General features: G+C 58.3%; 11 protein-coding genes, 2 tRNA genes and 3 rRNA genes. 12 read left to right on the forward strand and 4 right to left on the reverse strand.

The genetic code is table 11. The features are described from left to right. The 4 genes from PSH91_RS03445 to PSH91_RS03460 form a co-directional block, all read right to left on the reverse strand. Window positions 1–1,554 (reverse strand): ABC transporter ATP-binding protein, encoded by a 1,554-nt coding sequence (locus PSH91_RS03445; protein WP_305467296.1) that lies wholly within the window; start codon window positions 1,552–1,554, stop codon window positions 1–3. A gap of 537 nt (window positions 1,555–2,091) precedes the next feature. Beyond that, entirely contained in the window at window positions 2,092–2,673 is a 582-nt protein-coding gene (locus PSH91_RS03450; RefSeq protein WP_139051233.1) for a YigZ family protein, read from the reverse strand. A gap of 7 nt (window positions 2,674–2,680) precedes the next feature. Then, on the reverse strand, window positions 2,681–3,331 hold the full coding sequence (locus PSH91_RS03455; RefSeq protein WP_047227433.1) for a TetR/AcrR family transcriptional regulator: 651 nt from the start codon (window positions 3,329–3,331) through the stop codon (window positions 2,681–2,683). Between the two features lie 131 nt (window positions 3,332–3,462). Then, the gene (locus PSH91_RS03460) at window positions 3,463–4,383 is read right to left on the reverse strand and encodes a LysR family transcriptional regulator (RefSeq protein ID WP_047227434.1); all 921 of its coding nucleotides are present in this window, start codon (window positions 4,381–4,383) and stop codon (window positions 3,463–3,465) included. 122 nt (window positions 4,384–4,505) lie between these two features. Between PSH91_RS03460 and PSH91_RS03465 the strand changes: the two genes are divergently transcribed. The 12 genes from PSH91_RS03465 to PSH91_RS03520 all read left to right on the forward strand — a co-directional run bounded on the left by PSH91_RS03465 (window position 4,506) and on the right by PSH91_RS03520 (window position 24,629). Continuing rightward, window positions 4,506–5,855, forward strand: coding sequence for an aspartate aminotransferase family protein (locus PSH91_RS03465; protein ID WP_076386464.1), 1,350 nt, complete (start codon window positions 4,506–4,508; stop codon window positions 5,853–5,855). 72 nt (window positions 5,856–5,927) lie between these two features. After that, the gene (locus PSH91_RS03470) at window positions 5,928–7,421 is read left to right on the forward strand and encodes a CoA-acylating methylmalonate-semialdehyde dehydrogenase (protein WP_305467299.1); all 1,494 of its coding nucleotides are present in this window, start codon (window positions 5,928–5,930) and stop codon (window positions 7,419–7,421) included. A 629-nt stretch (window positions 7,422–8,050) separates the two neighbouring features. Then, window positions 8,051–9,585: ribosomal RNA gene (locus tag PSH91_RS03475) — 16S ribosomal RNA — on the forward strand. Between the two features lie 123 nt (window positions 9,586–9,708). Next, window positions 9,709–9,785, forward strand: a tRNA-Ile gene (locus tag PSH91_RS03480). A gap of 10 nt (window positions 9,786–9,795) precedes the next feature. Continuing rightward, window positions 9,796–9,871: transfer RNA gene (locus PSH91_RS03485), tRNA-Ala, on the forward strand. 239 nt (window positions 9,872–10,110) lie between these two features. Then, a 23S ribosomal RNA gene (locus tag PSH91_RS03490) occupies window positions 10,111–12,997 on the forward strand. A gap of 150 nt (window positions 12,998–13,147) precedes the next feature. Next, window positions 13,148–13,263 (forward strand): 5S ribosomal RNA (gene rrf, locus PSH91_RS03495). The 16S, 23S and 5S rRNA genes sit together here with 2 tRNA genes alongside, the layout of an rRNA operon. 154 nt (window positions 13,264–13,417) lie before the next feature. Next, a complete protein-coding gene (gene recC, locus PSH91_RS03500) occupies window positions 13,418–16,870 on the forward strand; it encodes an exodeoxyribonuclease V subunit gamma (protein WP_305467301.1) in 3,453 nt (1,150 codons plus the stop codon). Then, a complete protein-coding gene (gene recB, locus PSH91_RS03505) occupies window positions 16,867–20,556 on the forward strand; it encodes an exodeoxyribonuclease V subunit beta (RefSeq protein ID WP_305467303.1) in 3,690 nt (1,229 codons plus the stop codon). The genes recC and recB overlap by 4 nt, the downstream gene beginning before the upstream one ends. After that, a complete protein-coding gene (recD, locus tag PSH91_RS03510) occupies window positions 20,553–22,649 on the forward strand; it encodes an exodeoxyribonuclease V subunit alpha (protein WP_305467305.1) in 2,097 nt (698 codons plus the stop codon). Before recB ends, recD begins: the two co-directional genes overlap by 4 nt. Before the next feature lie 139 nt (window positions 22,650–22,788). Further along, entirely contained in the window at window positions 22,789–23,364 is a 576-nt protein-coding gene (locus tag PSH91_RS03515) for a YfiR family protein (RefSeq protein WP_076386458.1), read from the forward strand. Beyond that, the gene (locus PSH91_RS03520; RefSeq protein ID WP_107322985.1) at window positions 23,361–24,629 is read left to right on the forward strand and encodes a diguanylate cyclase domain-containing protein; all 1,269 of its coding nucleotides are present in this window, start codon (window positions 23,361–23,363) and stop codon (window positions 24,627–24,629) included. The genes PSH91_RS03515 and PSH91_RS03520 overlap by 4 nt, the downstream gene beginning before the upstream one ends. The last annotated feature ends 2 nt before the right edge of the window (window positions 24,630–24,631 follow it).

Genomic DNA, 24,631 nt, shown 5'->3' on the forward strand with positions numbered 1-24,631 from the left:
TTAGACCGTCGCGGGATCAGGGGATTGAGGGGCGTCGAACTGGCCGGCCATCCAGCCGCCGACGTCGCTAAGCCGGGTTTGGACAGTGGGCCTCAAGGCGGACAAACGCCCGCCACACAAAGCGCCGAGGCGGTCGCTGATCTGGAACAGTTCGTCGAGGTCTTCGGAGATCACCAGGATGGCGGCACCCGCATCGCGTAAGGCAATCAGGGCCCTGTGGATGGTCGCCGCCGCGCCGACGTCTACGCCCCAGGTCGGATGCGCCGCCACCAGCAGCCTGGGCTGTTGAAGGATTTCCCGACCGAGGATGAATTTTTGCAGGTTGCCCCCCGAGAGGCTGCGCGCCGGGGTTCTGGTGTCGGGCGTCTTCACCCCAAAACGACGGATAATCTCCTCGGCCAGGTGCTCGACCTTGCGCCGTTGAATCAGGCCGCAACTGATCAACCCTTGTTGGAAGGCGCTGAGCAGGGTGTTATCCGCCAGGCTCAATTGCGGCACGGCGCCGTGGCCCAGGCGTTCGGCTGGAACAAATGCCAGCCCGAGGCGGCGCCGGGCATCGGGGCGCAGATGCGCCACAGGTTGCCCATCGAACCTGATCGTCTCGCCTTTGTGGCGGGGCAGTTGCGTTTCACCGCTGAGTAACGCCAGCCACTCGTCCTGCCCATTCCCCGCCACTCCGGCGATACCGACGATTTCGCCGCTGCGTACCTCAAGGTCTATATCCCGTAACGAGCAACCGAACGGGTCTGGGTTTGGCCATGACAGTTTGTGGATCTCAAGGAACGCTTTGTCTGCGCTGACCTTGGGATAGTCCGCGATCAGCCCGGCCGCTTCGCCGACCATCAACTGCGCCAGTTCCCGGTCCGAGCACTGCGCTGGTGTGCAATGCCCTGACACCCGTCCGCCGCGCAGCACCGTCGCGCTGTGGCACAACGCGCGGACCTCGCCCAACTTGTGGCTGATGAACAAAATGCTGCAGCCTTCGCTCGCCAGGCGCCGCAGGGTCACGAACAGTTCTTCGGCTTCCTGGGGCGTCAGCACCGAGGTAGGTTCATCGAGAATCAGCAGACGGATGTCCTGCATCAAGCAGCGAATGATCTCCACCCGTTGACGTTCGCCAATCGACAAGCTGTGGACCAATCGCTGCGGCTCCAGGGCCATGCCGTAGCGTTGGGAAACTTCGCGGATTCGCGGCTCCAGTTGCGCCGGTGTGCCGGCTGCCGCGCCCATGGCCAGGGCGATGTTCTGCGCCACGGTCAGGGTTTCAAACAGCGAGAAATGCTGGAACACCATACCGATGCCCAGGCTACGGGCCTGGGCCGGGTTGCGCAGGTCGACCCGTTGGCCTTGCCAGATCACCTCGCCCGAATCGGCTTGGGTAACGCCGTAGATAATCTTCATCAGGGTGCTTTTGCCAGCACCGTTTTCGCCGAGCAGCGCGTGGATCTCGCCGGGCTGGATGCTCAGGTCGATGGCGTCATTGGCCAGGCAACCTGGGTAGCGTTTGCTGATCTTGCGCAATTGCAGGCGCGGGATGGAATCGGGGTCGGACATGACAGGCTCGGGTCAGGGGACATGAATGCCTGTGGATAAAGCAATTTCCTGGCCAGTAGGTCAGGAAATGTCAGCGAGCCCCGCGCTTTGCCTATCGGCTTGGCTTACCCGCCAACACCCTCGCTGTGGATAGGGCACCGCAATGGGGCGAGCAGGTGATAGAGGCGCTGTTTGTGCCCCGAAACGGGTGGTTAAAAAATGATCAGGCGGCTGCGAGCCATGCCTTTCATGGGACGGCGTGAGCCATGAACGGGTTATCCACAGGATGTTCCACAGTTATTGTGCGCAAGCCTGAAGGTCTGGCATAACCAGCGCCCGGCTTTCTTCTAAAGGTGATAAAACCTCGCAAGCATTTGTTTTGCTGAAGAATTCGTACAGAAAACAGTGCTTTGATCAAAAAACGAACAACGGCCGCAAAGCCGCATGACAGAAGGGTTACAGCGAAATGTGCTCAGGTTATCCACAGTCGGGTGCACAGTGGATGTGGGCAAGTCGCACGATGGCGTTTGCCCTGAAAAGTCGCAGACCCCCTCGCGCTCAACGGGCCAGCAGAATCCGTCCACGGCTCAGGTCCGCCAATTGCTTTTGCAATGTTTCGATCTGCGTTTCACCCACGGCCACCTGCAAGTCCACGCCATTGGCTGTAAAGCTTTCTGTGTTCACCAGCCCGCCGCACTCGGCGACCCGCAGTTTCACCAGGGCCAGTTCCGCGAAACCGCAGGTGCAGCGCAGCGCCACACGGCTGATCAACTCAACCTTCTCGGCGTTTTGCAGGCATTTGTTCGCGCCCCCGCCATAGGCCCGGGCCAAGCCTCCGGTGCCCAACTGGATTCCACCGTACCAACGGATCACCAGCACCACGACCTGATCGCAAGCCTGGGCTTCGATGGCCGCCAGGATCGGCCGCCCGGCGGTGCCACCCGGTTCGCCGTCGTCGTTGCTGCGGTATTGGTCGCCGAGTTTCCAGGCCCAGCAGTTGTGTGTGGCGTTCAGATCGCTGTGCTGCTCTATAAAGGCCACGGCGTCGGCAGGGCTGGTGATAGGGGCGGCGAGGGTGATGAAGCGGCTTTTGCGAATCTCTTCGCGGTATTCACAAAAGCCGGTGAGGGTAAAAGGCATGAGGATCTTAAAAGGTTGGTTTCAGGCCGCAGCCCTTGAGAATGATGCGGATCAGGTTGTCGCCGGCATCGATCATGTCCTGCTTGGTCAGCTTGCTGCGACCGGTCACGCGGCAGATCTGGGTGGCGAAGTCGGCGTAATGCTGAGTACTTCCCCACAATAGAAAGATCAGGTGCACGGGGTCGATCGGGTCCATCTTGCCGGCATCGATCCAGGCCTGGAACACTGCCGCGCGGCCGTTGAACCAGGTGCGATAATCCTGGTTGAAATATTCAGTCAGGCATTCACCGCCGCTGATCACTTCCATGGCGAAAAGCCGGGACGCCTGGGGATGGCGGCGGGAGAACTCCATTTTGGCGCGGATGTAGCGGGTCAGGGCTTCGGCCGGATCATCCTCGGCGGTGAGGGTATTAAAGGTGCTGTCCCACAACTCGATGATGTTGCTCAGCACCGCCACGTACAACCCAAGCTTGTTGGTGAAGTAATAATGCAGGTTCGCCTTGGGCAGCCCGGCCTTCAAGGCAATGGCATTCATGCTGGTGCCTTTGAACCCGTGACGGGCGAATTCATCTTCGGCGGCCTTGAGGATGGTCTCTTCGTTTTTTTGACGAATGCGGCTGGTGGGCTTGCCACCGTGGGCAGGGACTTCAAAGGTCATGGGCGTTTCCGGGCTGGGTCTGTGGGGCAAGCAAATGCGTTGATAGCGCACCGGCAGCGATCCGACAAGTGCCATCATGCTAAAAGCCTTTCGCTGGGGGCAGGCTAACCCAGCCAATGTCGGACCAAGGGTTAGCGGGTTGCCGCCAGGCTCTGGAGAAAGCTCTCCAGCACCAGATGAGGCCGACGCCCCTTGCGCGTGACTGACGCCAGGCTCAAATCATAGAAACGGGCCGTGGGTTTGAGGGCGCGCAACCGTCCCTGCTGGACCCACAGGCTGGCGTAATGATCCGGCAGGTAACCGATGTAGCGCCCTGTAAGAATCAGGAACGCCATGCCTTCGCGGTCCGAAGCACTGGCAGTGCAATTGAGTGCCTGGTAATGGGCCTGGATCTCGGCGGGCAGGCGGAAGGTCGGTGCGATGGCATCCTGGCTGTTGAGGCGAGCGTCGTCCAGTTGTTGGTCATCCACATAAAACAACGGATGCCCGACTGCGCAATACAACAGCGAACGTTCGCTGTAGAGCGGTTGATACTCCAGCCCGGAAAGGGCACTGGCCTGAGGCACCACGCCGACATGCAATCGGCCGTCGAGTACGCCTTGCTCGACTTCGTTGGGAGCGATCATGCGAATCTGAATCTGCACGTCTGGACCGCGTTCCTTCAATTGGGCCAGGGCATGGGTGATGCGCATGTGGGGCAGGGTGACGAGATTATCGGTCAGGCCAATGATCAATTCGCCGCGCAAGTGTTGATGCAGGCCGTTGACTTCGGTGCGAAAGCTTTCCAGTGCACTTAATAGCTGCAACGCTGATTGATAGACCTCGCGGCCTTCCTCCGTCAGGGAAAAGCCCGCCCGTCCGCGCTGGCACAACCGTAGGCCAAGACGCTGCTCAAGGTCGCTCATCTGCTGGCTGATGGCGGAGCGACCGATCCCAAGCACCGTCTCCGCTGCGGAGAATCCACCGCACTCCACCACGCTGCGAAAAATGCGCAACAGACGAATATCAAAGTCGCTGACTTGGGCCAGTGGATCGGGACGACGCGCGCTCATAGTTTAGTGATCTGCTGACTGAAGGTTAGAAAAGTTGGATTTCATCGACTTTATCGCCGTGGCAAGTTAGCTGCAAGAACGCCTTTGGATCCCTGTCGCTTCTCTCCTGCGAGGTTCTGTCGATGAACATGCCCGAACATGCTGCCGGCTCCCTGGCCAGCCAGCTCAAGCTTGATGCCCACTGGATGCCTTACACCGCCAACCGCAACTTCCAGCGCGATCCACGTCTGATCGTCGCCGCCGAAGGCAGTTGGCTGGTGGATGACAAAGGGCGCAAGGTCTACGACTCGCTGTCGGGCCTGTGGACGTGCGGCGCCGGGCACACCCGCAAGGAAATCCAGGAAGCGGTCGCCAAACAGTTGGGCACCCTCGACTACTCGCCGGGCTTCCAGTACGGCCATCCGCTGTCGTTCCAGTTGGCAGAAAAAATCACCAGCCTGACACCGGGCAACCTCAACCATGTGTTTTTCACCGACTCCGGTTCCGAGTGTGCCGATACCGCGGTGAAAATGGTCCGCGCCTACTGGCGTCTCAAGGGCCAGGCGACCAAGACCAAGATGATCGGCCGTGCTCGTGGTTACCATGGCGTGAATATCGCCGGTACCAGCCTCGGCGGCGTCAGCGGCAACCGCAAGTTGTTCGGCCAGGCGATGATGGACGTCGATCACTTGCCCCACACGCTGCTGGCAAGCAATGCCTATTCCCGTGGCATGCCAAAAGAGGGTGGTATCGCCTTGGCCGATGAGCTGTTGAAGCTGATCGAACTGCACGATGCCTCCAACATCGCCGCGGTGTTTGTTGAACCGATGGCCGGCTCCGCTGGCGTACTGGTGCCGCCTGAGGGTTATCTCAAGCGCCTGCGGGAAATCTGCGATCAGCACAGCATCTTGTTGGTGTTCGACGAGGTCATCACCGGGTTCGGCCGTACCGGTTCGATGTTCGGTGCCGATAGTTTCGGCGTAACCCCGGATCTCATGTGCATTGCCAAGCAGGTTACCAATGGCGCGATCCCCATGGGCGCGGTGATTGCCAGCTCCGAGATCTACCAGACGTTCATGAACCAGCCGACGCCTGAGTACGCAGTGGAATTCCCCCATGGCTACACCTATTCGGCGCATCCGGTGGCATGCGCGGCAGGCTTGGCGGCACTGGATCTGCTGCAAAAGGAAAACCTTGTGCAGAGCGTGGCCGAGGTGGCTCCGCATTTCGAGAAGGCCTTGCATGGCCTGAAGGGGGCGAAGAACATCATCGACATCCGCAACTATGGCCTGGCCGGGGCAATCCAGATTGCGCCCCGCGATGGCGACGCGATCGTGCGCCCGTTCGAGGCTGGCATGGCGTTGTGGAAAAAGGGGTTCTACGTGCGTTTCGGCGGTGACACTCTGCAATTCGGGCCAACGTTCAACAGCAAGCCACAGGATCTGGATCGCTTGTTCGATGCGGTCGGTGAAGTGCTGAACAAACTCGACTGACGCGTCCCTCTATATAGCTTTCAATACGGGCGTCCGGCAGCGGGCGCCTGTGGATAACATTCTGGAGTCCCCATGAGCCTCATTGCGCAATTGATCAATGGCGAACTGTTGAGCGACAGCGTTCGTACCGCCGACGTGTTCAACCCTTCCACCGGCCAGGCGATTCATCAGGTGCCTTTGGCCGATCGTGCGACGGTCCAGCAGGCTATCGACGCCGCCAAGGCGGCTTTCCCTGCCTGGCGCAACACACCGGCGGCCAAACGAGCGCAGGTAATGTTCCGGTTCAAGCAGTTGTTGGAGCAGAACGAGTCGCGCATCGCCCAGTTGATTAGCGAAGAGCACGGCAAGACCCTGGAAGACGCGGCTGGAGAGCTTAAGCGCGGGATCGAGAACGTCGAATTCGCCTGTGCGGCACCGGAGATTCTGAAGGGCGAATACAGCCGTAACGTAGGACCGAACATCGACGCGTGGTCAGACTTCCAGCCCTTGGGCGTGGTGGCGGGCATCACGCCATTCAACTTCCCGGCGATGGTGCCGCTGTGGATGTACCCGCTGGCGATCGTTTGTGGCAACTGCTTCATCCTCAAACCGTCCGAGCGTGACCCTAGTTCGACGTTGCTGATCGCCCAATTGCTTCTGGAAGCCGGGCTGCCCAAAGGCGTGTTGAGCGTGGTGCATGGCGACAAAGCTGCAGTGGACGCACTGATCGAAGCGCCGGAGGTGAAGGCGCTGAGTTTTGTTGGCTCCACGCCGATTGCCGAATACATCTATGCCGAAGGCACCCGGCGCGGCAAACGCGTGCAGGCACTGGGTGGGGCGAAGAACCATGCGGTCTTGATGCCGGATGCGGATCTGGATAACGCCGTCAGTGCGCTGATGGGGGCGGCCTACGGTTCGTGCGGCGAACGCTGCATGGCAATCTCCGTGGCGGTGTGTGTGGGCGATCAGGTGGCGGATGCGCTGGTCGCCAAGCTGGTGCCGCAGATCCAGTCACTGAAAATCGGCGCGGGTACGTCGTGCGGACTGGACATGGGGCCATTGGTGACCGGTCAGCATCGCGACAAGGTCAGCGGCTATATAGAAGATGGCGTATCGGCGGGTGCGTCGCTGGTTGTCGATGGTCGCGGTTTGAGCGTGGTCGGGCATGAGGAGGGGTTCTTCCTGGGCGGCTGCCTGTTTGATCGCGTGACGCCTGAGATGCGCATCTATAAAGAAGAGATTTTCGGGCCGGTGCTGTGCATCGTCCGGGTCAACAGCCTGGAAGAGGCGATGCAACTGATCAACGATCACGAGTATGGCAACGGCACATGCATCTTTACCCGTGATGGTGAGGCGGCGCGGTTGTTCTGCGATGAAATCGAAGTCGGCATGGTAGGCGTCAACGTTCCTTTGCCGGTGCCCGTGGCCTACCACAGCTTTGGTGGGTGGAAGCGTTCGCTGTTCGGCGATCTGCATGCCTATGGTCCGGACGGGGTGCGCTTCTATACCCGTCGCAAGGCCATTACCCAGCGTTGGCCGCAGCGTGCCAGCCACGAGGCGTCACAGTTCGCCTTCCCGAGCTTGTAAGCGGTAGGTGGGTGAAGAGGCCGGTGTCTTTGGACACCGGCCTCTGTGTTTGCGGGGGCTTTTGGCTGTTGTGACAGAAATATGAAAATAGGTGTTGACGGCAAATTCTGGAAGTCTATAATTCGCCCCACTTCCGGCGCAGCCGAAACGGAAAACTCCTTGGGTTTCAATGAGTTAAACGATTTTAGGCGGCGCAGGGCTTCAGGTCATCGAAGCTTGGGAAGCAGTTAGTGGGGCGGTTTTCCTGGCTCCGTTAACGGTTCGATCTTCTCGATCGAAAGCGGTCAAAAAGAGGTGTTGACAGCAGCGAGTAACGCTGTAGAATTCGCCTCCCGCTAACGAGAGATCGGAAGCGCAAGTGGTTGAAGTTGCAGAGGAAACTTTGAAAACTTCTTAAAATAACCGCTTGACAGATACACCGGGCGCTGTAGAATGCGCGCCTCGGTTGAGACGAAAGGCTCAACCCACCGCTCTTTAACAACTGAATCAAGCAATTCGTGTGGGTGCTTGTGGAGTCAGACTGCTAGTCAACAGATTATCAGCATCACAAGTTACTCCGCGAGAAATCAAAGATGTAACCAACGATTGCTGAGCCAAGTTTAGGGTTTTCTCAAAACCCAAAGATGTTTGAACTGAAGAGTTGATCATGGCTCAGATTGAACGCTGGCGGCAGGCCTAACACATGCAAGTCGAGCGGTAGAGAGGTGCTTGCACCTCTTGAGAGCGGCGGACGGGTGAGTAAAGCCTAGGAATCTGCCTGGTAGTGGGGGATAACGCTCGGAAACGGACGCTAATACCGCATACGTCCTACGGGAGAAAGCAGGGGACCTTCGGGCCTTGCGCTATCAGATGAGCCTAGGTCGGATTAGCTAGTTGGTGAGGTAATGGCTCACCAAGGCGACGATCCGTAACTGGTCTGAGAGGATGATCAGTCACACTGGAACTGAGACACGGTCCAGACTCCTACGGGAGGCAGCAGTGGGGAATATTGGACAATGGGCGAAAGCCTGATCCAGCCATGCCGCGTGTGTGAAGAAGGTCTTCGGATTGTAAAGCACTTTAAGTTGGGAGGAAGGGCATTAACCTAATACGTTAGTGTTTTGACGTTACCGACAGAATAAGCACCGGCTAACTCTGTGCCAGCAGCCGCGGTAATACAGAGGGTGCAAGCGTTAATCGGAATTACTGGGCGTAAAGCGCGCGTAGGTGGTTCGTTAAGTTGGATGTGAAATCCCCGGGCTCAACCTGGGAACTGCATTCAAAACTGTCGAGCTAGAGTATGGTAGAGGGTGGTGGAATTTCCTGTGTAGCGGTGAAATGCGTAGATATAGGAAGGAACACCAGTGGCGAAGGCGACCACCTGGACTGATACTGACACTGAGGTGCGAAAGCGTGGGGAGCAAACAGGATTAGATACCCTGGTAGTCCACGCCGTAAACGATGTCAACTAGCCGTTGGGAGCCTTGAGCTCTTAGTGGCGCAGCTAACGCATTAAGTTGACCGCCTGGGGAGTACGGCCGCAAGGTTAAAACTCAAATGAATTGACGGGGGCCCGCACAAGCGGTGGAGCATGTGGTTTAATTCGAAGCAACGCGAAGAACCTTACCAGGCCTTGACATCCAATGAACTTTCCAGAGATGGATTGGTGCCTTCGGGAACATTGAGACAGGTGCTGCATGGCTGTCGTCAGCTCGTGTCGTGAGATGTTGGGTTAAGTCCCGTAACGAGCGCAACCCTTGTCCTTAGTTACCAGCACGTAATGGTGGGCACTCTAAGGAGACTGCCGGTGACAAACCGGAGGAAGGTGGGGATGACGTCAAGTCATCATGGCCTTACGGCCTGGGCTACACACGTGCTACAATGGTCGGTACAGAGGGTTGCCAAGCCGCGAGGTGGAGCTAATCCCACAAAACCGATCGTAGTCCGGATCGCAGTCTGCAACTCGACTGCGTGAAGTCGGAATCGCTAGTAATCGCGAATCAGAATGTCGCGGTGAATACGTTCCCGGGCCTTGTACACACCGCCCGTCACACCATGGGAGTGGGTTGCACCAGAAGTAGCTAGTCTAACCTTCGGGGGGACGGTTACCACGGTGTGATTCATGACTGGGGTGAAGTCGTAACAAGGTAGCCGTAGGGGAACCTGCGGCTGGATCACCTCCTTAATCGACGACCGCAGCTGCTCCATGAGCTCCCACACGAATTGCTTGATTCATTGAAGAAGACGATAGAAGCAGCTTTAAGCTCCAAGCTGATAGCTCAACGCTAACAGTTACGCGCTCGAAATTGGGTCTGTAGCTCAGTTGGTTAGAGCGCACCCCTGATAAGGGTGAGGTCGGCAGTTCGAATCTGCCCAGACCCACCAATTTTGTTATGGGGCCATAGCTCAGCTGGGAGAGCGCCTGCCTTGCACGCAGGAGGTCAGCGGTTCGATCCCGCTTGGCTCCACCATAAACTGCTTCTGAAAGCTTAGAAATGAGCATTCCATCGATGTGATGGTGAATGTTGATTTCTAGTCTTTTGATTAGATCGTTCTTTAAAAATTTGGGTATGTGATAGAAAGATAGACTGAACGTTACTTTCACTGGTAACGGATCAGGCTAAGGTAAAATTTGTGAGTTGCTCTTTGAGCATGCGAATTTTCGGCGAATGTCGTCTTCACAGTATAACCAGATTGCTTGGGGTTATATGGTCAAGTGAAGAAGCGCATACGGTGGATGCCTTGGCAGTCAGAGGCGATGAAAGACGTGGTAGCCTGCGAAAAGCTTCGGGGAGTCGGCAAACAGACTTTGATCCGGAGATGTCTGAATGGGGGAACCCAGCCATCATAAGATGGTTATCTTGTACTGAATACATAGGTGCAAGAGGCGAACCAGGGGAACTGAAACATCTAAGTACCCTGAGGAAAAGAAATCAACCGAGATTCCCTTAGTAGTGGCGAGCGAACGGGGACTAGCCCTTAAGTGGCTTTGAGATTAGCGGAACGCTCTGGAAAGTGCGGCCATAGTGGGTGATAGCCCTGTACGCGAAAATCTCTTAGTCATGAAATCGAGTAGGACGGAGCACGAGAAACTTTGTCTGAATATGGGGGGACCATCCTCCAAGGCTAAATACTACTGACTGACCGATAGTGAACTAGTACCGTGAGGGAAAGGCGAAAAGAACCCCGGAGAGGGAGTGAAATAGATCCTGAAACCGTATGCGTACAAGCAGTGGGAGCCCACTTTGTTGGGTGACTGCGTACCTTTTGTATAATGGGTCAGCGACTTATTTTCAGTGGCGAGCTTAACCGAATAGGGGAGGCGTAGCGAAAGCGAGTCTTAATAGGGCGTCTAGTCGCTGGGAATAGACCCGAAACCGGGCGATCTATCCATGGGCAGGTTGAAGGTTGGGTAACACTAACTGGAGGACCGAACCGACTACCGTTGAAAAGTTAGCGGATGACCTGTGGATCGGAGTGAAAGGCTAATCAAGCTCGGAGATAGCTGGTTCTCCTCGAAAGCTATTTAGGTAGCGCCTCATGTATCACTGTAGGGGGTAAGACCTGTTTCGCTAGGGGGTCATCCCGACTTACCAAACCGATGCAAACTCCGAATACCTACAAGTGCCGAGCATGGGAGACACACGGCGGGTGCTAACGTCCGTCGTGAAAAGGGAAACAACCCAGACCGTCAGCTAAGGTCCCAAAGTTATGGTTAAGTGGGAAACGATGTGGGAAGGCTTAGACAGCTAGGAGGTTGGCTTAGAAGCAGCCACCCTTTAAAGAAAGCGTAATAGCTCACTAGTCGAGTCGGCCTGCGCGGAAGATGTAACGGGGCTCAAACCATACACCGAAGCTACGGGTATCACTTAGGTGATGCGGTAGAGGAGCGTTCTGTAAGCCTGTGAAGGTGAGTTGAGAAGCTTGCTGGAGGTATCAGAAGTGCGAATGCTGACATGAGTAACGACAATGGGTGTGAAAAACACCCACGCCGAAAGACCAAGGTTTCCTGCGCAACGTTAATCGACGCAGGGTTAGTCGGTCCCTAAGGCGAGGCTGAAAAGCGTAGTCGATGGAAAACAGGTTAATATTCCTGTACTTCTGGTTATTGCGATGGAGGGACGGAGAAGGCTAGGCCAGCTTGGCGTTGGTTGTCCAAGTTTAAGGTGGTAGGCTGGAATCTTAGGTAAATCCGGGATTCTAAGGCCGAGAGCTGATGACGAGTTACCCTTTGGGTGACGAAGTGGTTGATGCCATGCTTCCAAGAAAAGCTTCTAAGCTTCAGGTAACCAGGAACCGTACCCCAAACCGACACAGGTGGTTGGGTAGAGAATACCAAGGCGCTTGAGAGAACTCGGGTGAAGGAACTAGGCAAAATGGCACCGTAACTTCGGGAGAAGGTGCGCCGGTGAGGGTGAAGCACTTGCTGCGTAAGCCCACGCCGGTCGAAGATACCAGGCCGCTGCGACTGTTTATTAAAAACACAGCACTCTGCAAACACGAAAGTGGACGTATAGGGTGTGACGCCTGCCCGGTGCCGGAAGGTTAATGATGGGGTTAGCTAACGCGAAGCTCTTGATCGAAGCCCCGGTAAACGGCGGCCGTAACTATAACGGTCCTAAGGTAGCGAAATTCCTTGTCGGTAAGTTCCGACCTGCACGAATGGCGTAACGATGGCGGCGCTGTCTCCACCCGAGACTCAGTGAAATTGAAATCGCTGTGAAGATGCAGTGTATCCGCGGCTAGACGGAAAGACCCCGTGAACCTTTACTATAGCTTTGCACTGGACTTTGAATTTGCTTGTGTAGGATAGGTGGGAGGCTTTGAAGCGTGGACGCCAGTTCGCGTGGAGCCATCCTTGAAATACCACCCTGGCAACTTTGAGGTTCTAACTCAGGTCCGTTATCCGGATCGAGGACAGTGTATGGTGGGTAGTTTGACTGGGGCGGTCTCCTCCTAAAGAGTAACGGAGGAGTACGAAGGTGCGCTCAGACCGGTCGGAAATCGGTCGTAGAGTATAAAGGCAAAAGCGCGCTTGACTGCGAGACAGACACGTCGAGCAGGTACGAAAGTAGGTCTTAGTGATCCGGTGGTTCTGTATGGAAGGGCCATCGCTCAACGGATAAAAGGTACTCCGGGGATAACAGGCTGATACCGCCCAAGAGTTCATATCGACGGCGGTGTTTGGCACCTCGATGTCGGCTCATCACATCCTGGGGCTGAAGCCGGTCCCAAGGGTATGGCTGTTCGCCATTTAAAGTGGTACGCGAGCTGGGTTTAGAACGTCGTGAGACAGTTCGGTCCCTATCTGCCGTGGACGTTTGAGATTTGAGAGGGGCTGCTCCTAGTACGAGAGGACCGGAGTGGACGAACCTCTGGTGTTCCGGTTGTCACGCCAGTGGCATTGCCGGGTAGCTATGTTCGGAAAAGATAACCGCTGAAAGCATCTAAGCGGGAAACTTGCCTCAAGATGAGATCTCACTGGGACCTTGAGTCCCCTGAAGGGCCGTCGAAGACTACGACGTTGATAGGTGGGGTGTGTAAGCGCTGTGAGGCGTTGAGCTAACCCATACTAATTGCCCGTGAGGCTTGACCATATAACACCCAAGCAATTTGTTGACCCGATACAGGGCACCAGATTGCGGTGTGTGAAGACGCTATGAACCGAAAGTTCGCACAACACACAAACCTATCGCATACCCATTTGCTGGAACGTGACCGTAAGGCACGCGCTGGCTACCGAATTTCTTGACGACCATAGAGCATTGGAACCACCTGATCCCATCCCGAACTCAGTAGTGAAACGATGCATCGCCGATGGTAGTGTGGGGTTTCCCCATGTGAGAGTAGGTCATCGTCAAGATTAAATTCCGAAACCCCTATCTGCTGACGCAGGTAGGGGTTTTGTTTTGCCCGCAGGAAAGTTCTTACGACAAGCACGGACAGCTCCCGGCTGTCACAGCCCCCCGACAGTGCTAAGGTTCGGCCCTAGCTTTTGCATTTTCAAGGATGCCTTTATGCCGGACGCGACGTCCTTAAGCCCTGCTTTCATGGTGGTCCACGGGAATCGCCTGGATGAGTTGCGCAGCCTGGTGATCAGCTTGATGCGGCGCTATCCGCTGGGGCCTCTTGAAAATGAAATCGCGCTGGTTCAAAGCAATGGCATCGCCCAATGGTTGAAGCTGGCATTGGCTGAGGATCCGGAAGATGACGATACCGGTGGCTGCGGTATCGCCGCCGCCATTGATGTGCAGTTGCCCGGCAGTTTCATGTGGCAACTCTATCGAACGGTCCTGGGACGTGACGAAATTCCGGCCAAGTCGTTGCTTGATAAGGCTCCACTTACATGGCGGCTGATGCGCCTTCTGCCACAGTTGATCGAGCAGCCCCATTTCGAGCCCCTGCGGCGTTTCCTTACCCACGATACCGACTTGCGCAAGCGTTATCAGTTGTCCGAGCGTCTTGCCGATCTGTTTGACCAATATCAGGTGTACCGGGCGGATTGGCTGGAGGACTGGGCTGAAGGTCGGCACCAGACAAGAAATGTCCGGGGCGAAATCAAGCCGCTCGCGCCAGAAAACTGTTGGCAGGCCGAACTGTGGCGGGCCCTTTTGATGGATGTAGGGGAGCAAGGCATGGCCCAAAGCCGTGCTGGGGTTCATCAACGGTACATCGAGCGTATCAACAGTTTGGAAGTGGCTCCCAGGAACCTGCCCGCGCGGGTGATAGTGTTCGGCATTTCTTCTCTGCCGGCCCAAGTCCTTGAAGCACTTGCCGGTCTGTCACGGTTTAGCCAGGTTCTGCTGTGCGTTCATAACCCATGTCGCCACCATTGGGCGGACATCGTCGCGGACAAGGACCTGCTACGCCACCAATACAAACGCCAGGCCCGCAAGGCCGGAATGCCCGTTGTCCTCGACCCGCAGACCTTGCACCAGCATGCTCATCCATTATTGGCTGCGTGGGGCAAGCAGGGGCGTGACTATATCAACCTGCTCGACAGCTACGACGATCCCAACAGTTATCGCTCGGTATTTCGCGATGGACGGATCGACCTGTTCAGCGAGGGGAATCCCACGACCCTTCTCGGCCAACTGCAGGATGACATTCTCGAGCTGCGCCCCCTGAACGAAACCCGGGAACACTGGCCAGCGGTGGATACGGAGCAGGACGGGTCTATCCGTTTCCATGTAGCCCACAGTGCTCAGCGCGAGGTTGAGATCCTCCACGATCAGCTGCTGGCCCGCTTCAGTGCGGATCCGAGCCTGCGCCCCCGGGATATCATCGTCATGGTCCCGGACATCGACAGCTACGCACCGCATATACGCGCTGTGTTCGGTCAGCTTGAAAGAACTGATCCCCGTTTCATTCCTTTCACCCTCACTGATCAGGGCCAGCGTGGACGTGATCCGTTATTGATCGCTGTCGAACACTTGCTCAAGCTGCCGGATAGCCGCTTTCCGGTCAGCGAAATCCTCGATCTGCTCGATGTTCCGGCGTTGCGTGAGCGGTTCGGTATCGATGAAGCTGACTTGCCTACGCTGCACCGCTGGATCGAGGGCGCCGGTATCCGCTGGGGCATGAGTGCCGAACATCGTGCCGGACTGGGATTACCCGCGGAGCTTGAGCAGAACAGCTGGCGTTTCGGTCTTCGGCGCATGCTGCTGGGGTATGCCGTCGGCAGCGCGGGCGCTTATGACGGCATCGAACCCTATGATGAAATTGGTGGCCTGGATGCGGCGTTGATCGGTCCTCTGGTTGCGTTGCTGGATGCTTTGCAAGTCGCTCATCAGGAACTCACCCGGCCTGCATCACCGCAAGAATGGGGCTCGCGCCTGCATGATCTGATGCAACTGTTTTTCCAGGCGAGCAACGAACATGACGACTATCTGCTGGCCCAACTCGAAGACTTGCGTGAAACCTGGCTGGAGACCTGTGAGTCGGTTGCCCTGCAGGATGAGTTGCCCCTGACTGTTGTCCGTGAGGCCTGGTTGGCAGGGTTGGATCAGGGCCGACTGTCCCAGCGTTTCCTGGCCGGAGCGGTCAACTTCTGCACCCTGATGCCGATGCGCGCGATTCCTTTCAAACTGGTGTGTCTGCTGGGTATGAACGATGGTGATTACCCGCGAGCACAACCGCCCCTGGATTTCGATCTCATGGGCAGCGACTATCGCCCCGGGGATCGTTCCCGACGCGAAGATGATCGATATCTGTTATTGGAGGCACTGCTTTCAGCCCGGGAAAAGCTCTATATCAGTTGGGTCGGACGCAGCATCCGCGACAACAGCGACCGTCCTGCTTCAGTATTGGTCGGCCAACTGCGGGATCATCTCGCCAGCGGTTGGCGGTTGGCGGATGACCGCGGGGACCTTCTTGAGGCGTTGACCCAGGAACATCCGCTGCAACCGTTCAGTGCTCGTTATTTTCATCAAGGCAGTGCGTTGTTCAGTTACGCCAGTGAATGGCGAATGCTCCACGGTGCCCACGAACACGCCGCCCAAAGCCAGGTGCTGGAACCCTATGCTCAGGAAGAGCCCTTGGGCCTTGGGCAACTGCAGGACTTTCTGCGCAATCCCGTCCGGCACTTCTTCAGTCAACGACTCAAAATATTCTTCGAGGCCATCGAGGCCCCTTTGGCAGATGACGAACCCTTCGTTCTCGATGCGCTGCAACGCTACAGCCTGAGCGACAGCTTGCTGGAGGCCGCCCTGGTTCACCTCGATCAACCGGATCTGGCACTGGCCACTCATGCCAAAAGACTGCAGAACAGCGGCCTGTTACCGATGGCCGGCTTCGGTGAATGCATGCAACGTGAATTGATCGAGCCCTTGCCTGATTTGCTCCAGCGTTACCAGCAGCTTCTGGCGTTATGGCCCACGCCGTTGACCAGTGCCTTGCCTGTCAGCTTGCAATTGCATGGCGTGAGCGTCGAGGGCTGGCTGAGTGGCCTGCACCAGCGTGCTGATGGAGCGGTTCTCACCATCAGCGCGATACCCAACGGTATTGGCTCCCCCAAGACCCGTAAATGGCATCGTCTGATTCGTCCTTGGGTCAATCATCTTGTTGCGTGCGCTAACGGCTTTTCGATGACGACGGCACTGGTGGCCAGTGATGACAGCTTGCTGCTGGCTCCTTTTGAAGAGCCCGTGGCACGACGGTTGCTCGGCGATCTATTGCAAGCCTGGCAGGCGGGTATGCGTCAGCCGCTTCCCGTCGCCGTGAAGACCGCCTTCGCCTGGCTCGGCCAGAGCGATCCAGCCAAAGCCGATGCGGCTGCTCGAAAAGCCTACGAAGGCGACGGGCAGAACTCTGAGGGTGAGCGGCGGGAAAGTCCGGCGTTGGCCCGGCAGTTTGCTGACTTCGATGCCTTGACGGCCGACGAGACATTCCCCGACTGGTGCGATGCTCTTTACCGGCCACTGCTCGAAGCACCATGGCGTTCATTGGCCGGCGAGGAGGTAAGCTCATGACTCGCCAGCCTCCACTCGCCCTGGCCTTCCCGCTACGTGGCAGTCAATTGATCGAGGCCAGCGCCGGTACCGGCAAGACCTTTACCATTTCGGCGTTGTACCTGCGTCTGGTACTGGGGCATGGCGGCCCGGCTACCGGCTTTGGTCGCGAACTGCTTCCTCCGCAGATCCTGGTGGTGACCTTTACGGACGCTGCCACCAAGGAGTTGCGTGAACGTATCCGCATGCGTCTGGCCCAGGCGGCGCGCTTCTTTCGTGATGAAATTGCCGCCCCGGATTCGCTGATCGCCGAGTTGCGGGATGAGTTCGATGCAACGCAGTGGTCTGGCTGTGCGAACCGGTTGGACATCGCTGCGCAATGGATGGATGAAGCAGCAGTGTCGACCATCCATAGCTGGTGTCAGCGCATGCTGCGTGAACATGCTTTTGACAGCGGTAGCCTGTTTACCCAGACCCTGGAAACCGATCACAGCGACTTGCTCGGCGAAGTGCTGCGCGACTATTGGCGGCTGTTCTGCTACTCGATGCAAGGCGAGGCGCTGAATTGGGTGCGGACACATTGGGGTGGGCCCGCTGCGCTGCTGCCGCGAGTCAGAGGCCTGTTTTCCAGCGAACGCGATGCTGCTGAGGGGCTTGAACCCGCCGAACTGATCGCCGCATCGCTTCAGGAGCGCAGCGCCGCCTTGCTCGATCTCAAGGCGCCGTGGCGGCAATGGGCCGTGGAGCTGCTGGAGATCTGTCAGCAAGGTGTCGCCAACAAAAGCGTCGACGGGCGCAAGATGCAGGCCCGGTACTTCGAACCGTGGTTCCAGAAAATCAATGCCTGGGTGGAGGACGAAAGCCTTGAGCTGTTGGACATCGGCAGCGGATTCACACGCCTGACCCCCGAGGGCATGGCCGAGGCCTGGAAAGGCGAAGTGCCCAGTCATCCCGGGCTGGACGCCATGTCCGGTCTCAAGGCCAGCCTGGAAGCCTTGCCCACTCCCGATGCCGCAGTGCTGCAACATGCCGCGCAATGGGTGGGGGCACGTTTCGAGGCGGAGAAACGGCGCCGCGCGGAGATGGGCTTCGACGATATGCTGCTGCGTCTGGACGCGGCCCTTCAGGCCGAGGGCGGAGAGCGGCTGGCGAGCTTGATCCGCGAACAGTTTCCGGTGGCGCTGATCGATGAGTTCCAGGACACCGACCCGATTCAATATCGCATCTTCGAAAGCATCTACCACATCGCAGAAAGCAACCCCGACACCGGGCTGTTCCTGATTGGTGACCCGAAGCAGGCCATTTACGCTTTTCGCGGCGCTGACATCTATACCTACCTGCGCGCCCGCGAAGCCACCGCCGGCAGGCTGCATACGCTGGGAACAAACTTCCGTTCCAGCCACGCCATGGTCAGTGCGGTGAACCATATTTTCCAGAATGCCGAATCTCGCCCTGAAGGGCGCGGTGCTTTTCTGTTTCGTGAACCGTCGGGCAAGAACCCGGTGCCGTTCCAGCCCGTTGAGTCCCAAGGGCGCAAGGAGTCCTTGCAAGTCAACGGGCTACCCGTTGCCGCAATGAATATCTGGCACCTGTCTTCTGATCAGCCGCTTTCCGGGGCGGTGTATCGGAAGCACATGGCGGCGGCTTGTGCCAGTGAGATCACCGCGTTGCTCAATGGCGGCCAATCGGGGCGCGATGGCTTTACGGTCGATGAAAAGACGCTCCAGGGATTACGCCCGGCGGATATCGCCATCCTGGTGCGTGACGGCAAAGAAGCTCAGGCCGTGCGCGACGAGCTGTCCGCGCGGGGAGTGCGCAGTGTCTATCTGTCCGACAAAGACTCGGTCTTCGCTTCACAGGAAGCGCGGGACCTGCTGATCTGGCTCAGGGCCTGCGCCGAGCCGGATGTCGAGCGGCCACTGCGGGCAGCACTGGCCAGCATCACGCTGAATCTTGCGCTGACGGAGCTGGAACGTCTCAATCAGGATGAGCTGGCCTGGGAGCGTCGGGTCATGCAGTTCCGAGGCTATCGTACGGTCTGGCGTACCCAGGGCGTGTTGCCCATGCTGCGTCGCCTGCTACATGATTTCGAGCTGCCCCAGGCCTTGATGACGCGCAGCGACGGCGAGCGGGTGCTGACCAATTTGCTGCATCTTTGCGAGCTGTTGCAACAGGCCGCCGGTGAGCTGGATGGCGAGCAAGCTTTGATTCGGCATCTGTCCGAGCACTTGGCGCTGTCCGGGCAGGCTGGTGAAGAACAGATCCTGCGCCTGGAAAGCGATGAGCAACTGGTCAAGGTGGTCACGATTCACAAGTCCAAGGGACTTGAATATCCACTGGTGTTTTTGCCCTTCATCTGTTCGACGAAACCGGTGGATGGCAGTCGGTTGCCTTTGCATTACCACGATGAAGCCTGCAAGGCACAGATCAGCCTCAAGCCTACCGCCGAGTTGATCGCCAAGGCCGATGACGAGCGTCTGGCCGAGGATCTGCGGCTTCTCTACGTGGCCCTGACCCGCGCACAACACGCTTGCTGGCTGGGTGTGGCTGATCTCAAACGGGGCAATAACAACAGCTCGATCCTGCACCTGTCCGCATTGGGCTATCTGTTGGGCGGTGGTGTGCCGTTAGTCGAATCGGTGGAGTTGAAGCGCTGGCTGGAGGACCTGCAACAAGGCAGCGCAGTGGTCAGCTATCAGGAGATGCCCCAGGCCACCGACGAGCATTACCGGCCGCCTCGCAACGAAGCGGTATTGCTTGAGCCTTTGATTCCCCTACGCAAAGCCAGCGAAAACTGGTGGATCGCCTCCTACAGCGCCTTGCGTATCGGGGAAAGCCTGAGTGCGGGCAGCAATGATGCGCCGGAGAACCCGCAGGCTCAGAAGCTGTTCGACGATGAGCGGCTTGACCCCGATGCCCCAAGGGAAATTGTTGCCGTGGGTGGCGATATTCACCGCTTCCCTCGCGGCCCTGGTCCCGGCACATTCCTTCATGGCCTGCTGGAGTGGGCCGCTGGCGAAGGATTTGAAGCTACGCCAACCGCCATCGAGGATGCCATAGCCCGGCGCTGCAATCGTCGAGGTTGGAAAGGCTGGATCGCTACCCTGGGTGACTGGCTGCAACACCTGATCAAACTGCCTATGCACATAGGTGGTGACCAGGCGCCGGTGGTGCTCGAGAACCTGTCCCGGTTTCAGGTCGAGATGGAGTTCTGGTTTGCCAGCCACAAGGTCGATGTGCTCAAGCTCGACCAACTGGTTTGCCAATTCACCCATGGCGGTGTCGCTCGCGTGGCCGCTGAGCCGGTGTTGCTCAACGGGATGTTCAAGGGCTTCATCGATTTGACGTTCGAGCACGAGGGCCGGTATTACGTGGCCGATTACAAGTCCAACTGGCTGGGTGTCGATGACATGGCCTACACCGAGCAGGCCATGGAACAGTCAATCCTCGACAATCGCTACGACCTGCAATACGTGTTGTACCTGTTGGCCCTGCACCGTCAGCTCAAGGCGCGCCTGCCCGGCTATGACTACGACCGGCATGTCGGTGGGGCGTTGTATCTGTTCCTGCGCGGTACCCGCTCAGCCAGTCAGGGCGTTTACTTCACCAAGCCTCCACGGGCGCTGATCGAGCAACTGGACCGCATGTTCCAAGGGGTTTGCGAGCCAAAGGCTGAACCGGCATGGGAACAGGGGGAGCTGCTATGAAACGTTCTTTTGCCGATCTGTTACCCACATCGTCTGATGACGAGAGCCTGATGGACCTGGCTCCGCTGAGCCGTGCGGATGACTTGCTGCTGTTGCTCACCCGCTGGGTCGAGCGAGGATGGTTGCGTGCCCTGGACAAGGCATTCGTCGCCTTCCTCCATGAGCTCGCGCCTGAAGATGATCCGTTGGTGCTGCTTGCTGCGGCGCTCACCAGCCATCAGTTGGGTCACGGGCATGTCTGCCTGGATCTGTTCGAAACGCTCAAGGAGCCGGATTTCGCCCTGTCACTGCCGCCTGAAGGCGACTCGCAAACGGGGGTAGAGTTGTTGCCCTCGCAAATACTACGGACCCTCGATGGGGCTCACTGGTGCAAGGTCCTGGCTTCCAGTGCTCTGGTGGCCTTGGCCGTCGATGAGCATGAAGAAGCGCGGCAACGCCCTTTGGTGTTATCAGGTAAGCGGCTTTATCTGCGTCGTTATTGGGCTTATGAGCGGCGGATCGATGAGGCGTTGCGACAACGGCTTGCCGAACATGAAGCGGCACCTGATGATCTTCGCGAGCGTTTGAACGGGTTGTTCGGGCCGGCCAACGCCGCTGGCCCGATCGATTGGCAAAAACTGGCCTGTGCGCTGGCGACCCGTGGAGCCTTCAGTATCATCACTGGCGGCCCGGGTACCGGCAAGACCACCACGGTTGTGCGCTTGCTCGCCTTGCTTCAGGCGCCCGCTGTCGAGGCAGGCAAACCGCTGCGGATCCGCCTGGCCGCGCCCACAGGCAAGGCGGCGGCGCGTCTGACCGAGTCCATCAGCCAGCAGGTCCGCACCCTCGATGTGGTTGACGCCGTGCGCGAGCGTATTCCCTGTGATGTCACCACGGTCCATCGTTTGTTGGGCAGTCGGCCTGGTACCCGACATTTTCGCCATCATGGGGGCAATCGCTTGCCACTGGATGTGTTGGTGATCGATGAAGCCTCCATGATCGATCTGGAGATGATGGCCAATCTGCTGGATGCGCTGCCGACTCATGCGCGACTGGTATTGCTGGGTGATAAGGACCAACTGGCTTCTGTTGAGGCCGGTGCGGTACTGGGGGACCTGTGTCGGGACGCCGAGGAGGGTTGGTACAGCCCCCGGACCCTGGCCTGGCTGGAGTCGGTCAGCGGCGAAAACCTGGCGGCCAGTGATCTGCGGCAAGACCTCGATGGCACTCATGCCCTGGCCCAGCAAGTGGTTATGCTCAGGCATTCGCGGCGCTTCGGTGAGGGCAGCGGGATCGGTCAACTGGCGCGTCGGGTCAACCAGCAGCAACCGGAACAGGCCCGTCAACTGCTGCTCGAAGGCGAATTCACCGACCTGTTTTCCCTGGCGCTGAGGGGCGAACACGATGGGGCGCTGGAGCGCTTGTTACTCGACGGCAAGGCAGAAGGGCCGAAGGGTTATCGGCATTACTTGAGCCTGTTGCGTCAGCGCCGCCCGGCCATTTCCCGACCGCTTGAGGACAGCTGCTGGACCGATTGGGCTCGGGAAGTCCTGTCGGCTTTCGACGAGTTCCAGCTGCTTTGTGCCGTACGCAAAGGCCCGTGGGGCGTCGCGGGGTTGAACCAGCGCATCACCGCCGCACTGCTCAAGGCCCAGCTTATCGACAGCGATCATCAATGGTACGAAGGGCGCCCGGTTCTGATGACCCGCAACGACTACGGGTTGGGCCTGATGAATGGCGATATCGGTATCGCGCTCAAACTGCCCGAGCGTGATGGGCCGGACGCCGGCAAGCAGGTTCTGCGGGTGGCGTTCCCTCGTAACGATGGCCAGGGCGGTGTGCGTTTCGTCCTGCCCAGTCGCCTGAACGATGTAGAAACTGTCTTTGCCATGACGGTGCACAAATCCCAAGGTTCGGAGTTCGCCCATACGGCTTTGATTCTTCCGGATGCGCTGAACCCGGTGCTGACGAAAGAATTGGTGTACACCGCCATTACTCGGGGCAAGCACTGGTTCAGTCTGATTGAGCCGCGAGCGGGCGTCTTTGAAGAGGCGGTTCAGCGCAAGGTCAAGCGCTTGAGCGGGTTGATGCTGGCGCTGGAAGGAGCTGTCTGAGCGATCGACTTTCGCGATTCAGTGCCCAGGGCGGCTGTTCTGCACGCTTGTGTCGTAAGCGTCGTAGGGCGCTGCCTCGCTGGCTTTTTGGCACTGTGCTATCTTTCCGGCACTTATTGCATCGACCAAGAGACTTTCCATGAGTGTGGCTGTTCAGGAGACAGTGCGCCGCAAGGGCTGGAGGCAATATTTGCTTGCCGGCCTGCTGTGCTTACTGGCGCCTGTGGTTGTCGCCCAGGATCAGGCCACCACGACCCGGGCTGAACAGCGGGCCGAATCCGTCACCCAGGTTGTGTTGGGAATTCTCAGCTACGCCCGCTGGCCCGTGGAACCAGCGCAATTGCAGCTGTGCATTGTCGGGCCGACTCAATACACAGACGATTTGGTCAAGGGTACGACTCAGGCCACTGGCCGGCCTGTGACTGTGCAGCGGGTGCTGGCCGACCACCCCAGTATTGCCACTGATTGCAACGCGATCTACATCGGCAGATTGACCCATGACGAGCGCACCCGGCTGTTCGCGTCCTTGATCGGTAAACCTGTGTTGAGCATCAGTGAAGGCGGCGATCAGTGCACCGTCGGTAGCCTGTTCTGTCTGCGGGTCGCTGACGAACAGGTCTCGTTCGAGGTCAACCTGGATTCGGTGGCGCGCAGTGGCGTGCGCATTCACCCCAGCGTTTTACAGCTTTCACGTCGCAGGCCAGCAGCCCCATGAATCTGCCCACGGCACGGATCCGTCCCACACTGGGCTCGGTCATTGGTCGCGGTCACCTGATTGTCGCGTTGGTGGCGATCACCATGGCCAGTGTCTCCCTGACGTTGCTTGGTGTACTGGCGCTGCGAGTCTATGCCGATCACAACCTGCACCTGATCGCCCGCTCGATCAGCTATACCGTTGAAGCGGCCGTGGTGTTCGATGACTCAGTGGCGGCGACCGAGGCGCTGGCTGTGATTGCCTCCACCGAAGAGGTCGCCGATGCCGAGGTGTTCAACGAGCACGGCCGTCTGCTGGCTCGCTGGCAGCGGCCGGAAACAGGCTTGTTGTCGGAATTGGAAAGGCACATCGCCAAAACCTTCCTGGAAAAGCCCATCAGCCTGCCAATCATCCATCAGGGACAGAATATAGGCGCAGTTCTACTGTCGGGACATGGCGGCAGCCTTTTGCGGTTTTTGCTTAGCGGCCTGGCGGGAATTGTCCTGTGCACGGCGGTGAGCGCCTGGGTGGCGTTGTATCTGGCGCGGCGCCAGTTACGCGCAATCACCGGGCCGCTGCGCAGCCTCGCCGAGGTGGCCCATGCCGCGCGCAGCGAACGCGCCCTCGACCGACGCGTACCGCCGGCCGCTATCGCCGAGCTGGATAACCTGGGCAATGACTTCAACGCGCTGCTTGATGAGCTGGAGTCCTGGCAAACCCACCTGCAAAGCGAGAACGAAACCCTGGCTCACCAGGCCAGTCACGACAGCCTGACCGGATTGCCGAATCGGGCATTTTTCGAAGGCCGGCTGATCCGTGCACTGCGCAATGCCAACAAACTCGACGAGCAGGTCGCCGTGCTCTATCTGGACAGTGACCGGTTCAAGGGTATCAACGATAACTTCGGCCATGCTGCCGGTGATGCGGTGCTGACGGCGGTGGCGACACGGGTCCGGGCGCAGTTGCGTGAAGGTGACTTGGTGGCGCGCCTGGGCGGGGACGAATTTGCCGTGCTGCTTGCACCCTTGCACCGGACCGAGGATGCCGAACGGATTGCCGAGAAAATCATAGCCAGCATGGAAATGCCCATTCAATTGCCCGGCAATGCCTCGGTGCTGACCTCTCTGAGTGTCGGCATCGCCGTTTATCCTGATCATGGCGCTACACCAGGCGCCTTGCTCAACGCCGCCGATGCGGCGATGTATCAGGCCAAACGCCTCGCCAGAGGCGGTCAACACACGGCTGGGTCGGAGCACCCGGTTGCTGATCTTCAAGCCAGGAGCTGACT

Origin of the sequence: Pseudomonas sp. FP1154 (genome assembly GCF_030687245.1) — a bacterium.
Lineage (GTDB): Bacteria > Pseudomonadota > Gammaproteobacteria > Pseudomonadales > Pseudomonadaceae > Aquipseudomonas > Aquipseudomonas rhizophila.

What these genes read in the sequence shown, in the direction of transcription:
- PSH91_RS03445 (WP_305467296.1), bottom strand. Translation starts at nt 1,554, where the DNA reads ATGTCCGACCCCGATTCCATCCCGCGCCTGCAATTGCGCAAGATCAGC.
- PSH91_RS03450 (WP_139051233.1), bottom strand. Translation starts at nt 2,673, where the DNA reads ATGCCTTTTACCCTCACCGGCTTTTGTGAATACCGCGAAGAGATTCGC.
- PSH91_RS03455 (WP_047227433.1), bottom strand. Translation starts at nt 3,331, where the DNA reads ATGACCTTTGAAGTCCCTGCCCACGGTGGCAAGCCCACCAGCCGCATT.
- PSH91_RS03460 (WP_047227434.1), bottom strand. Translation starts at nt 4,383, where the DNA reads ATGAGCGCGCGTCGTCCCGATCCACTGGCCCAAGTCAGCGACTTTGAT.
- PSH91_RS03465 (WP_076386464.1), top strand. Translation starts at nt 4,506, where the DNA reads ATGAACATGCCCGAACATGCTGCCGGCTCCCTGGCCAGCCAGCTCAAG.
- PSH91_RS03470 (WP_305467299.1), top strand. Translation starts at nt 5,928, where the DNA reads ATGAGCCTCATTGCGCAATTGATCAATGGCGAACTGTTGAGCGACAGC.
- recC (WP_305467301.1), top strand. Translation starts at nt 13,418, where the DNA reads ATGCCGGACGCGACGTCCTTAAGCCCTGCTTTCATGGTGGTCCACGGG.
- recB (WP_305467303.1), top strand. Translation starts at nt 16,867, where the DNA reads ATGACTCGCCAGCCTCCACTCGCCCTGGCCTTCCCGCTACGTGGCAGT.
- recD (WP_305467305.1), top strand. Translation starts at nt 20,553, where the DNA reads ATGAAACGTTCTTTTGCCGATCTGTTACCCACATCGTCTGATGACGAG.
- PSH91_RS03515 (WP_076386458.1), top strand. Translation starts at nt 22,789, where the DNA reads ATGAGTGTGGCTGTTCAGGAGACAGTGCGCCGCAAGGGCTGGAGGCAA.
- PSH91_RS03520 (WP_107322985.1), top strand. Translation starts at nt 23,361, where the DNA reads ATGAATCTGCCCACGGCACGGATCCGTCCCACACTGGGCTCGGTCATT.